The following is a 13,290-nucleotide window of genomic DNA, read 5'->3' as shown; positions in this document are numbered from 1 at the left end:
AGTTTTGGCCCAGCATGGGCTGGGTTTGCGCTTGACAGCCAAGCGCGAACCCAGTGCCGAAAAGCGATTTTATGAGTCGCCGTTGCGGCCTGTGGAGTGCGTGACAATCTGCGCCGGCATCTGCGCTTGCATCAGTTTGTCCAGTGCCTGGCCGTAACTGCGACCGGCCAGGCTCATGCGGTTGTTATGGCTGGCACCAGGCACCAGTAACAGGCGCTTGGGTTCCTGGGCGGCTTCAAACAGCTGCTGGCTGAAACGCGGTGGCACATAACGGTCGTCGAGGCCATGCACCACCAGCAGCGGCATATGGATATCGGCAATCTTGTCGATGGAATCGAATTTCTGCGACAGCAACCAGCGCACCGGCAACGAGGTATTGGCCACGGCGGTGGCCACATCCGCCAACGAAGTAAAGGTGGACTCGATCACCAGCCCGCGCACCGGTAACGGTGTCTGCTTGCCCAGTTCGGCTGCCAGGTCGATAGCCACCGCGCCCCCCAGGGAGTGCCCGTAGATCAAGCGTTTTTGCGGGTCGGGTTGCAGCACCTGGAAACGTTCCCACGCGATACGCGCGTCTTCATACACCGTGGTTTCTGACGGTAGCTCGCCGTGGCTCTGCCCAAAGCCGCGGTAGTCGATCGCCAGCACCGAATAGCCCAGGGCGTGCAGTTGCTCGATGCGAAACAGTTGGCCGGTCAGGTTCCAGCGCACGCCGTGCAGATACAGGATGGCCGGCGCGTCCTTGTTGTCGGCCGGGTACCACCAGCCATGAATGTTTTGCCCTGACTTGAAACTGGCGGGCTTGAGTTCGAATTCCTGCACCGCCTTGGGCAAGCCGCTGTACCAGCTGGCGGTGCCCGGCTCGATGCGAAATACCAGTTCGCGCTCCTTGTGTTGCAGCACGGCGCAGCCCACCGGCAGGCCGATGATCAACACCACCATGCACAGCATGGGAAACCAGCGCAGGCTCAGGCGCGAGAGAAAACGAGAGGACATGTAGGTTCCAGGAAAAAGGTGAAGCAGGGGTTTTACCAGATGGTTTCCCCAGGCAGGAATTAATTCGACAGTCGTTATTGGGGATTGCTTGCAAAGTGTTGCAGCGCTCAACGCCAGAGGCCGCAGTGGTCAGGGCCGAGCAAGGCCTAGGCAGTCGCCAGCCTCTGTACGCGGTTGCGCCCCTGGGCCTTGGCCAGGTACAACGCCTGGTCGGCCTGGGACAGCAGATGGGAAAGGTCATGGCCGGCCTCGTCGGTGGTGACGATACCGATGCTCACACTGAGGAAACCCGGCGCCAGCAGGTCCAGGCGGGCAAACGCCTGGCGAATCCGCTCGGCCACTTCGAAGGCGCCGGTTTCATCGCTGTCGGCCAGCAGGCAGGCGAACTCTTCTCCGCCGATGCGGGCGAACACGTCACCGTTGCGTAAAGCGGCCTGGGTCACCTGGCTGAAGGCGATCAGCACCTGGTCGCCCATGGGATGGCCGAAGCTGTCGTTCAGGCGCTTGAAGTGATCCAGGTCGCACAGCAACAGGGCCGCGCTTTGCTGGCGGCGGGCGCTGTCGGCCAACAGTTTTTCACCCTTGAGCATAAAGGCGCGGCGGTTGCCGATACCGGTCAGCGCATCACTGAACGCTGCCGCCTTGAAGCGCAACTCGGCACGCTCCTTGACCATCGCCAAGGTGACGTAGGCAATGCCGATGGCATACAGCATCGACTCGAACAGCATGAACGAGAAAAACGGCACGCCTTCACCGCCCGGAGCCTGGGCGCTCTTGATCGGCATGCCAGGGTCGAGAAAGGCGCGGACACCGTAAAAAAGGGTGTGCAGGAGTGTCAGCACAAGGGCCGGAAGGTAGGCCACTTCCAGCGTGTCACGCTGGCGCCACAGTTCCATGGCCGATAAAACCCCATAGCTGGCCGCCAGCACCGAATACAGCGTGACCCGTGCCGGCAGCGAGCCATAGAACTGCGGCACCAGGCACATCAGCAGCCATATTCCACACCCGGCAAAGATCCCCGGCACGCTGGGCTTGCGTTGCACAAAGGCGCGCATGGCGGTCCAGTTCATCGCCGCACTGAGCAGCAGCACCACATTGCCGATGATCAGCGCGACAAAGTCCATGCCCACGCCGCGCACCACGATCAGCCCGGTGCCCAGCGACGCGAGCAACAACATGATGCCGAGGTAGCCCAGGGTCGGTTCACGGCCACGGCTCCACGCATGCACCGTGAGCAGGCCCATCAGGCAAAACACGAACACGGCCACTATCAAGAGCGTCGGGATGTGCAGCATCATTTCCTTGAACCTGGAGGGAGTCCTTGATGGGGCGCGATTGTAGCCGTATGTGACGCGCTTGACGCTGACCTTGCCACCGCGACATGCTCCAGCTCCTTTGAGCTAAGGCCTGACCATGGACAACAGCCCCGTTCGCATCACTGCAGAAGAGACCCTCTCGAAAAACTGGTACCTGCTGAAAAAATACAGCTTCGACCTGCGCCGCCGCGACGGCAGCTGGCAAGCCCAGACCCGCGAGGTCTACGACCGGGGCAACGGCGCAACCATCCTGCTCTACAACCGCGCGCAACGCACGGTGTTGCTGATTCGCCAGTTCCGCATGCCCACCTTCGTCAATGACTACCACGGCTACCTGATCGAAGCGGCAGCCGGGCTGCTGGATAACGCCAGCCCCGAAGAACGCATTCGCCTGGAAGCGGAAGAAGAAACCGGCTACCGCGTGGGGCATGTGGAGAAGATCTACGCCGCGTTCATGAGCCCTGGGTCGGTGACGGAGCGCATTCACTTTTTCATGGGTGAGTATCAGCCGGGTGACCGTGTAGGCACTGGCGGCGGCCTGGAGGAAGAGGGCGAGGATATCGAAGTGCTGGAGCTGGGCTTTGATCAGGCATTGGCGATGGTACAGAGCGGCGAGATTGCCGATGGCAAGACCATCATGCTGTTGCAGCATCTGGAGTTGCGGATGCTCAAAGAAGGTTGGTGAGGCAGGCTTTGCCGTAGGCGCTGGCTTGCCTGCGCTGGCGCCCACCGACTGGCGGCTATTGTCAGAAATTTCCCACAGGAGTACAAATGTACTCCATGACGACTCTAACCCCACGCCGTACCGCCATCCTGACCTTTATCCGCGACCGCATCGCGCAGCAAGGCCAGCCCCCCAGCCTCGCCGAGATCGCCGAGGCGTTCGGCTTTGCCTCGCGCAGCGTGGCGCGCAAGCATGTGCTGGCATTGACCGAAGCCGGTTTTATCGAGGTCAACCCCAACCAGGCCCGGGGCATTCGGCTGCTTAATCAGCCGCCGCGTCCGGAATGGCTGGATGTGCCGGTGCTCGGTCGAGTGGCCGCCGGTTTGCCCATTGGCGCCGACGCTGAAGTGCACAGCCGTCTGCAGTTGGACCCTTCGACCTTCGCGAAAACCCCGGACTATCTGTTGCGGGTGCAGGGCGATTCCATGATCGAGGATGGCATCCTCGACGGTGACCTGGTGGGCGTACGCCGCAGTGCCGAAGCCTTGAATGGGCAGATTGTGGTGGCGCGCCTGGATGGCGAAGTGACCATCAAGCGTTTCGAACGCAGTGGCGACAGCGTGCGCCTGCTGCCGCGCAACCCCGCGTACCAACCCATCGTGGTGGGCCCCGACCAGGACCTGGCCATCGAAGGGGTGTTCTGCGGTTTGGTGAGGCAAGGTTGATGGGCGCCGTCGTTGCACTGGACACGCTGTTCAATGGCGGGCGTGTCTGGAAGGGCCGGCCCGCTGCGCCGCCGGCCAGTGTGCACCCCACCGGGCTGGCGGCGCTGGATGCAGTGCTGCCCACGGGCGGCTGGCCGGAGGCGGCCTTGAGCGAAATCCTCATGGCCAAGGAAGGGGTAGGTGAGTTGCAACTGGTGCTGCCGACCCTGGCGCGCTTATCAAAGGCCGGCGAGCGCATTGTGCTGGTGGCGCCACCTTATACACCGTACCCCCATGCCTGGCAGAACGCCGGGGTGGACCTGCGCCTGCTCTCGGTGATCCAGGCCGAGGAACGCGATGCCCTGTGGGCGGTGGAGCAATGCCTGCGTTCCGGCAGTTGCGGCGCGGTGTTGTGCTGGCCGCGCAAGGCCGATGACCGAGCGCTGCGGCGCCTGCAAGTCGCGGCGGAAACCGGACAGACCCTGGCGTTTGCCTGGCGCGCCTTGAGCGAGGCGATCAATTCATCGCCCGCGGCGTTGCGCCTGGCGGTCGAGGCCAGGCCCGCGCAGGTGCGGGTGCTCAAGTGCCGGGGCGGGCTGGCGCATCCGACGCCGATTGCCCTGGCGGGGCATTGAGGTTGCCATGCGCTGGGTGTGTATTGTCTTCCCGCAATTGGCGCTGGACGGGGTGCAGCGTGTGCACCCCGAACCGGACCAACCCCTGGCCCTGCTGGCCGGCACGCCACAGCGGCGTGTGCTGCAAACCGTCAATGACGCCGCCCGCGCCCTGGGCCTGCGCCCCGGCCAATCCCTGACCGCCGCGCATGCCCTGGCCAAGACCTTTGCCAGCGCCGAATACGACCCCGCCGAGATCGAGCGCTACCAACAATTCCTCGCCGCCTGGGCCTACCAGTTCAGCTCCCAGGTCAGCCTGTATTACCCGCGTGCCTTGTTGTTCGAGATCGAGTCGAGCCTGGGCCTGTTCGGGCCGTGGCCGCAGTTTGAAGCGCGCTTGCGCAGGGAACTGACCGAGCTGGGTTTTCGTCATCGCATCGTCGCCGCGCCCAACCCGGCAGCAGCGCGGGTGCTGGCCAATATCTACGATGGGCTGGCGGTGCAGGATGACGGCCTGATGCAGGCCCTGGCGCCGCTGCCCATCGACCGTGCCGGCCTCGACCCGCAAGCTGCCACGGCTTTGTCGCGCATGGGCCTGCGCACCCTGGCCCAGGTGCAGGCGCTGCCTCGGCATACCTTGGCGCGACGCTTTGAGGCCAGCCTGCTCAAGCACCTGGATGCACTGGCCGGGCAACGGCCATTGGCCTTGGCGTTTTATCAGCCGCCGGACCGGTTCGATGTGCGCATCGAGCTGAATTTCGATGTGCAATCCCACCAAGCGCTGCTGTTTCCCCTGCGCCGGTTGACCGGTGATCTGTCCGCCTTTCTCTGCGGCCGCGACAGTGGCGTGCAACGCTTCGACCTGCACCTGGAACATGCCCAGGCGCCGGACAGCGTGATCAAGGTCGGGCTGCTCAGCGCCGAGCGTGAAGCGGCGATGCTGTTTGAATTGGCCCGGGGGCGCCTGGAGCAGGTCCAGGTCACCTCACCGGTGCGCGGCTTTCGCCTGGTGGCCCAGGACCTGCCGGTGTTTGTGCCGCAGCGCCAGGACCTGTTCGACGACCGCCCGCAACAGACCTTGCCCTGGGAGCAATTGCGCGAGCGCCTGCGTGCCCGCCTGGGGGATGAGGCGGTGCAGGGCCTGCGCTTTCACGCTGATCACCGCCCCGAATGCGCCTGGCAAGTGGCGGCGGATAAAAACCCGTGCCCGACCCTGAATAAAGTGCAACGCCCCGGCTGGCTGCTGAACGAGCCCACATTATTAGCCGATCACGGCGTGCAGATCCTCATGGGCCCGGAACGCATCGAATCCGGCTGGTGGGACGGCGCCGATGTACGCCGCGACTACTACCTGATCCAGACCCGCGCCGGCCAGCAAGGCTGGGCCTACCGCACCCTAGGGCAGACCGATGGGCTATGGCTGCAAGGCTGGTTCTCATGAACACCACCCCCCCTTGTGGGAGCCGGCTTGCCGGCGAAAATCGCACAGGCACTGCGTTCCCTCTGGCAGCCCACGTCACCGTTAACGACCATCGCCGGCAAGCCAGCGCCTACGGGCAGTGGCGATCATGAGTTACGCCGAGCTGCACTGCCTGTCCAACTTCAGCTTCCAGCGCGGGGCGTCCAGTGCGCTGGAGCTGTTCGAGCGGGCCAAGCGCCAAGGCTATAGCGCCCTGGCGATCACCGACGAGTGCACCTTGGCCGGTATCGTGCGTGCCTGGCAGGCGGCGAAAGCGGTGGAGTTGCCGCTGATTATCGGCAGCGAGGTGCGCATCGAGAACGGCCCGAAACTGGTGTTGCTGGTAGAGGACCTCAGTGGCTACCAGCACCTGTGCCGCTTGATCACCCTGGCTCGGCGGCGTGCCGAAAAAGGCCGCTATCGCCTGCTGCGCGAGGACTTCGCGCAACCACTGCCCGGCCTGCTGGCGCTGTGGATTGCCGAGGACAGCGACACCCAGGCCGATATCCAATGGCTGCGTCGCACCTTCACCGAGCGCCTGTGGCTGGCGGTGCACTTGCACTGCGGCCAGGACGATGCGCGCCACCTGGAACAACGCCTTAACCTGGCCACCAGCCTGCACATTCCGGCGGTGGCCTGCGGTGATGTGCATATGCATGCGCGCGGCCGCCGGGCCCTGCAAGACACCATGACCGCCATCCGTCACCACGTGCCCGTGGCCGAGGCCGGCACGCGCCTGCACCCCAATGGCGAGCGCCATCTGCGCAGCCTCGACGCCCTGGCCGCGTTGTACCCGCAACGCTTGCTCGACGAGACCCAGGCCATTGCCCGTCGTTGCACCTTCGACCTCAGCCAATTGCGCTATCACTACCCACGCGAACTGGTGCCCAGCGGCCACGACGCGAAATCCTGGCTGCGCGCAGTGACCGAAGAGGGCATCGCCCAGCGCTGGCCCCAGGGTGTCGACGCCAAGACCTTGCAGCAGATCAACAAAGAATTGGTGCTGATCAGCGAGCTGGGTTACGAAAGTTATTTCCTGACGGTGCACGACATCGTGCGCTTTGCCCGCAGCCGTTCGATCCTGTGCCAGGGCCGTGGCTCGGCGGCCAACTCGGCAGTGTGCTTTGCCTTGGGCATTACCGAGATCGACCCGAGCCTGACAAACATGCTGTTCGAACGCTTCCTGTCCAAGGAGCGCAACGAACCGCCGGACATCGACGTGGACTTCGAACACGAACGCCGCGAAGAAGTGCTGCAGTACGTGTTCCAGCGCTATGGCCGCACCCGTGCGGCGTTGACGGCCGTGGTCAGTAGCTACCACGCGTCCGGCGCGGTGCGCGATGTGGCCAAGGCCCTTGGGTTGCCGCCGGACCAGATCAACGCCCTGGCCGAGTGCTGCGGGCGCTGGAGTGAAGATGCGCCGCCCTTGGAGCGGCTGCGCGAAGGCGGTTTCGACCCGCAAAGCCCGATCCTGCGTCGCGTGCTCACGCTCACCCAGCAATTGATCGGCTTTCCCCGGCACCTGTCCCAGCACCCCGGCGGCTTCGTGATTTCCGAATACCCGTTGGACACCCTGGTGCCGGTGGAAAACGCCGCCATGGCGGACCGCACCATCATCCAGTGGGACAAGGATGACCTCGACGCCGTCGGCCTGCTCAAGGTGGATATCCTCGCCCTGGGTATGCTCAGCGCGATCCGCCGCTGCTTCGATCTGCTGCGCCGCCATCGCAACCGGGACCTGGCCTTGGCGACCATCCCCAAGGAAGACCCGGCCACCTACGCGATGATCAGCAAGGCCGACACCATCGGTGTGTTCCAGATCGAGTCACGGGCGCAGATGTCGATGCTGCCCAGGCTCAAGCCGCAGACGTTCTATGACCTGGTGATCGAGGTCGCCATCGTGCGGCCCGGGCCGATCCAGGGCGGCATGGTGCACCCGTATCTGCGCCGACGTAACAAGGAAGAGGAAACCACTTATCCGTCACCCCAACTGAAGGTGGTGCTGGAGCGCACCCTGGGCATCCCGCTGTTCCAGGAGCAAGTGATGCAGATCGCCATGGTCGCCGCCGACTATGGCCCCGGCGAGGCAGACCAGTTGCGCCGCTCCATGGCTGCCTGGAAACGCCACGGCGGCCTGGAACCGCACCAGCACCGCCTGCGTGTCGGCATGCTGAAAAATGGCTACAGCGAAGCCTTTGCCGCGCAGATCTTCGAGCAGATCAAGGGCTTCGGCAGCTATGGTTTCCCCGAATCCCACGCGGCCAGTTTCGCCTTGCTGACCTACGCCAGTTGCTGGCTCAAGTGCCATGAACCGGCAGCCTTCGCCTGCGCGCTGATCAACAGTTGGCCCATGGGTTTCTACAGCCCCGACCAGATCCTGCAGGATGCGCGGCGCCATCGTTTGCAGATCCGGCCGGTGGATGTGCTGGCCAGCGACTGGGATTGCAGCCTTGAGCCCATCGACGGTGCGCAGCCGGCGATTCGCCTGGGCCTGCGCATGATCTCGGGGTTTCGCGAAGAGGATGGACGGCGCATCGAGGCCGCGCGCCAGCACCGTGCGTTCAGCGACATTGCCGACCTCGACGATCGCGCCGGGCTGGAGGCGCGCGCCCAGGCCTTGCTCGCGGATGCCGGTGCCTTGCGCTCCCTGGCCGGCAACCGGCACACCGCCCGTTGGGAAGTGGCCGGCGTGCACAAGCAACTCGGACTGTTTGCCGGCCTGCCCAGCCCGGACGAAGCCGTGGTGGCGTTGCCGGCACCCACGGTGGGCGAAGACCTGCACGCCGACTACGCCACGCTCGGCACGACGCTGGGTCCGCATCCCCTGGCGCTGTTACGCGCCGAACTGCGCAAGCGACGCTGCCGCAGTTCCCGGGAGCTGATGCAGGTCGAGCATGGGCGCAATGTCAGCGTCGCCGGGTTGGTGACGGGCCGGCAGCGTCCAGGCACGGCGAGCGGGGTGACCTTCGTGACCCTGGAAGATGAGTTCGGCAACCTCAATGTGGTGGTCTGGCGCGACCTCGCCGAGCGTCAGCGCCAAGCGCTGGTAGGGTCGCGGCTGTTGAAGGTGGATGGGCGCTGGGAGGCGGTGGGCGAGGTGCGGCATCTGATTGCCGGGCGTTTGACCGACCTGACCGCGCTGCTGGAAGGCATCCATGTGCGCAGTCGGGATTTCCACTGACGGGGTCTTGCGGCCGCTGTGCCGGATAAGCTATATGCAAATGAAACGATTCATTGCGGCCAGGCTCCAACGCTTTACAGTGGAACAGCGCTCCCCACCAACGCTATCGTCGCCAAGAGCCCAACATGCAATTTTTATCCAATACCCACGGCTGCGAAGGCTGGGGCGGTGAAATGGCCCAGCGGATTCGCGCCTTCGACTGGTCGACTACCGAGTTGGGTCCGATCGACAAGTGGCCCTGCAGCCTGAGCAGCGCGGTGCAAATGCTGCTGGCTTCCCCCATGCCCATGGTGATGCTGTGGGGGTCAGTGGGGTACATGATCTACAACGACAGTTACTCCGTGTTTGCCGGCGGTCGCCACCCGTACCTGCTGGGCAAGCCTGTGGAACTGGGCTGGCCGGAAGTCGCCGATTTCAACCGCAATGTGCTGGATACTTGCCTGGCTGGGGGAACGTTGTCGTACCGCAATTTTCCATTGGAATTGTTGCGCAACGGCCAGCCGGAAGAAGTCTGGATGGACCTTTCCTACAGCCCAGTGGCCGACGATCACCATCAACCCGCCGGGGTCCTGGTGATCGTCACCGAGACTACCGAGCACGTGAAGTCCGAACGGGTGCGCCAGGAGCTGACGCACAACCTCGAACAACGGGTGGCCGAGGAAGTGCATGCACGTTCCACCGCCGAAGCCCAGCTGCGCCAGTCGCAGAAGCTCGAGGCCATCGGTGGCCTTACGGGTGGCGTGGCCCACGACTTCAATAACCTGCTGCAAGTGATCGCTGGCAACCTGCACCTGCTGTCGCGCCATGAACCGGATAACCCCCAGGTGCAGCGCCGGGTCGCCGCCGCCATCGCGGCAGTGGAGCGCGGCGCCAAGCTGTCGTCACAGCTGCTCGCGTTCGCGCGTCGCCAACCCTTGTCGCCAGCGGTGTACAACCCGCAACGTATCTACGCAGGCCTCGGCGAATTGCTGCAGCGAGCGCTGGGCGAAACCATTCGCCTCGATGTGCAATTGCCCCAGGACTCTTGGTGCATCAACGTCGACCGCAACCAATTGGAAAACGCGCTGCTCAACCTGGCGATCAATGCCCGGGATGCCATGTTCGGTGAAGGCGTGATTCGCATCACTGGCGATAACATCATCCTCAACCCTGACGATTGCGTGGGTAAAAGCATCAAGCCTGGTGAGTATGTGCGGCTGGCGGTCACCGATATCGGTGTGGGGATGTCGCCGGCGGTCCTGGCGCGGGTGTTCGAGCCGTTTTTCACCACCAAGCGCAATGGTCACGGCACTGGCCTTGGCCTGAGCATGGTGTTTGGCTTCGTGCGCCAAAGCGGTGGGCATGTCGAGCTGTGGAGCGAGGAAGGCAAGGGCACAGTGGTGCAGATGTACTTCCCGCGCAGCCTCGGCGAAGAGGTCGAGGAAACCCACGGTGAGTCAGCGCTGCATGCCGCGGGCCACGAGACCATCCTGGTGGTTGAAGACAACGAAGACGTGCGCTGCACCGTCGTCGAACTGCTGGAGCAGTCGGGCTATACCGTGCTCACGGCCGAAGACGGTGACCGCGCGATGCATATGCTGAAGGCGGGCGTGAAACCGGAGCTGATCTTCACCGACGTGGTAATGCCCGGCCGCATCAAGAGCACGGACCTGGCCGCCTGGGCCCGTGAGCAAACCCCGCCGGTGGCGGTGCTGTTCACCTCCGGCCACACCCGCGACATTCTCTCCAGCAACCACCTGCTGAGCCCCGACATTCATCTGCTGAGCAAGCCCTACAGTCCCGAAGCCCTGGCGCAACGGGTCCGCAGCGTGCTCTGCGCCCGATAAGGTTGCACATGACTTCACAGCGCACTCTCCCCCCGATCACTGCCCAGCAGCACGGCTTTGTCCGTGTGCGCGGCGCCCGCGAACACAACCTGCGCAACGTCGATGTGGACATCCCCCGGGACGCCCTGGTGGTGTTCACCGGGGTGTCGGGTTCCGGCAAATCGTCCCTGGCGTTTTCCACGGTGTATGCCGAGGCACAGCGGCGTTATTTCGAGTCGGTGGCGCCGTATGCGCGGCGGCTGATCGACCAGGTCGGGGTGCCCGACGTGGACAGCATCGAAGGCCTGCCGCCCGCAGTAGCCCTGCAACAGCAACGCGGCACGCCGAGTGCGCGCTCGTCGGTGGGCAGCGTGACCACCTTGTCGAGCCTGATCCGCATGCTGTATTCCCGCGCCGGCAGTTACCCGCCGGGGCAGGCGATGCTGTATGCCGAGGACTTCTCACCGAACCTGCCTCAAGGTGCCTGCCCGCAGTGCCATGGCCTGGGCCGTGTGTATGAGGTGACCGAGGCGCTGATGGTGCCGGATCCGTCCCTGACCATTCGCCAGCGTGCGGTGGCCTCCTGGCCGCTGGCATGGCAAGGCCAGAACCAGCGCGACATCCTGGTGACCCTGGGCTATGACGTGGACATTCCCTGGCGCGACCTGCCAAAAAAGCAGCGCGACTGGATCCTGTTTACCGAAGAAACCCCCACCGTCCCGGTGTACGCCGGCTTTACCCCGGCACAGACCCGCGATGCGTTGAAACGCAAGGTGGAGCCGAGTTACCAGGGCACGTTCGTCGGCGCGCGGCGCTACATCCTGCACACCTTCACCCACACCCAAAGCGCACTGATGAAAAAGCGCGTCTCGCAGTTCATGCAGGGCAGCGCCTGCCCGCTGTGCGACGGTAAGCGCCTGACCAAGGCGGCACTGTCGGTGAAGTTTGCCGGGGTGGACATTGGTGAGTTGTCGCAACTGTCGTTGGCGCAGTTGGCCGAACTGCTGCGGCCCGTGGCGGCGGGGCAGGACAAGATGAAACTGTCCGTGGAAAAACGCCTGGCCGCGCAGCGCATCGCCCAAGACCTGCTTGAGCGGGTCAGCACCTTGACCGAGTTGGGGCTGGGTTATCTGTCCCTGGAACGCAGTACGCCGACCTTGTCATCCGGGGAGCTACAGCGGCTGCGCCTGGCCACGCAGCTGGGCTCGCAGTTGTTCGGTGTGATCTACGTGCTGGATGAACCCTCGGCAGGCTTGCACCCTGCGGATGGCGAGGCATTGTTCACTGCGCTGGACCGCTTGAAAGCGGCGGGCAACTCGCTGTTTGTGGTGGAGCACGACCTGGAAACCATGCGCCGTGCCGACTGGCTGATCGATGTCGGCCCGGCAGCTGGCGAGCACGGTGGGCAAGTGCTGTACAGCGGTCCGCCTGCGGGGCTGGCGCAGGTGGAGGCGTCGCAGACACGTGAGTACCTGTTCGCTGAACAACGCGTGGCGAATCACCCGCGTCGCGAGCCCACGGGCTGGCTGAAACTGGAAGGGGTAACGCGCAATAACCTCGACGACCTGAGCGTCGATTTCCCACTCGGCTGCTTTACGGCGGTCACCGGGATTTCTGGCTCGGGCAAGTCCAGCCTGGTCAGCCAGGCGCTGTTGGAATTGGTGGGCGCTGGCCTTGGGCGCGTGCTGGAAAATGACGAAGAACCGAGCCTGGAAGACGACGCGCCGCAAACCAGCGGCGGGCGGATCAGCGCCGGGCTCGAACACATACGTCGCCTGGTGCAGGTGGACCAGAAACCTATTGGCCGCACGCCGCGCTCCAACCTGGCGACCTATACCGGGCTGTTCGACAACGTGCGCAAACTGTTCGCAGCCACGCCGGCAGCGAAGAAGCGTCACTACGATGCCGGGCAGTTCTCCTTCAACGTTGCCAAGGGCCGTTGCCCGAATTGCGAGGGTGAGGGCTTTGTCAGTGTCGAATTGCTGTTCATGCCCAGCGTGTACGCGCCATGCCCGACCTGTCATGGGGCGCGCTACAACCCCGAGACCCTGGCGATCAAATGGCAAGGCCTGAGTATCGCCCAAGTGCTGGGGCTGACAGTGGAGCAGGCGGTGGACGTGTTTGCCGAGCAGCCTGGCGTGCTGCGTTCACTGCAGGTGCTGCGGGACATCGGCCTGGGGTATCTGCGCCTGGGCCAGCCGGCGACCGAGTTATCGGGTGGCGAAGCGCAGCGGATCAAACTGGCGACCGAGCTGCAACGCAATGCACGGGGCGCCACCTTGTATGTACTGGATGAGCCCACCACCGGCTTGCATCCGCGCGACGTCGACCGCTTGCTCAGCCAGTTGAACCACTTGGTGGACGCGGGGCATACGGTGGTTGTGGTGGAGCATGAGATGCGCGTGGTGGCGCAGAGTGACTGGGTGATCGATATTGGGCCGGGGGCCGGGGATCTGGGGGGGAAGGTGGTGGTCAGCGGCACGCCGCAGAAGGTTGCGACGAGCAAGAAAAGCCGGACGGCGCCGTTCCTCGCCAAGGAATTGATCTAACC

Annotated in this window: 9 protein-coding genes; 7 read left to right on the top strand and 2 right to left on the bottom strand. The window is 64.2% G+C overall.

Annotation, left to right across the window (positions count from 1 at the left end):
• Window positions 1–69: 69 nt before the first annotated feature.
• Entirely contained in the window at window positions 70–996 is a 927-nt protein-coding gene (locus tag KUA23_RS17215) for an alpha/beta hydrolase (RefSeq protein WP_252992490.1), read from the bottom strand.
• Between the two features lie 146 nt (window positions 997–1,142).
• On the bottom strand, window positions 1,143–2,294 hold the full coding sequence (locus KUA23_RS17210; protein WP_252992489.1) for a GGDEF domain-containing protein: 1,152 nt from the start codon (window positions 2,292–2,294) through the stop codon (window positions 1,143–1,145).
• A gap of 115 nt (window positions 2,295–2,409) precedes the next feature.
• On the opposite strand from KUA23_RS17210, the gene KUA23_RS17205 reads away from it, so the two are divergent.
• From KUA23_RS17205 to uvrA, 7 genes are all read left to right on the top strand, one after another.
• Window positions 2,410–2,997 (top strand): NUDIX domain-containing protein, encoded by a 588-nt coding sequence (locus KUA23_RS17205; protein ID WP_078048831.1) that lies wholly within the window; start codon window positions 2,410–2,412, stop codon window positions 2,995–2,997.
• Between the two features lie 86 nt (window positions 2,998–3,083).
• A complete protein-coding gene (lexA, locus tag KUA23_RS17200; protein ID WP_065874700.1) occupies window positions 3,084–3,701 on the top strand; it encodes a transcriptional repressor LexA in 618 nt (205 codons plus the stop codon).
• Window positions 3,701–4,315, top strand: coding sequence for a translesion DNA synthesis-associated protein ImuA (gene imuA, locus KUA23_RS17195; protein WP_078048830.1), 615 nt, complete (start codon window positions 3,701–3,703; stop codon window positions 4,313–4,315). The genes lexA and imuA overlap by 1 nt, the downstream gene beginning before the upstream one ends.
• Window positions 4,316–4,322: 7 nt before the next feature.
• Window positions 4,323–5,735 carry a Y-family DNA polymerase gene (locus KUA23_RS17190; protein ID WP_252992488.1) on the top strand — a complete coding sequence of 471 codons (1,413 nt, stop codon included), beginning with the start codon at window positions 4,323–4,325 and terminating at the stop codon, window positions 5,733–5,735.
• 127 nt (window positions 5,736–5,862) lie between these two features.
• Window positions 5,863–8,934, top strand: coding sequence for an error-prone DNA polymerase (locus KUA23_RS17185; protein WP_252992487.1), 3,072 nt, complete (start codon window positions 5,863–5,865; stop codon window positions 8,932–8,934).
• A gap of 125 nt (window positions 8,935–9,059) precedes the next feature.
• Window positions 9,060–10,760 (top strand): ATP-binding protein, encoded by a 1,701-nt coding sequence (locus KUA23_RS17180; RefSeq protein WP_078048827.1) that lies wholly within the window; start codon window positions 9,060–9,062, stop codon window positions 10,758–10,760.
• A gap of 8 nt (window positions 10,761–10,768) precedes the next feature.
• A complete protein-coding gene (gene uvrA / locus KUA23_RS17175) occupies window positions 10,769–13,288 on the top strand; it encodes an excinuclease ABC subunit UvrA (RefSeq protein ID WP_078048826.1) in 2,520 nt (839 codons plus the stop codon).
• Window positions 13,289–13,290: the final 2 nt, after the last annotated feature.

Source organism: Pseudomonas pergaminensis, assembly GCF_024112395.2.
Taxonomy (GTDB): domain Bacteria; phylum Pseudomonadota; class Gammaproteobacteria; order Pseudomonadales; family Pseudomonadaceae; genus Aquipseudomonas; species Aquipseudomonas pergaminensis.
The sequence above is the reverse complement of the archived record's forward strand: the minus strand, read 5'-3'. Positions and strand labels throughout refer to the sequence as shown.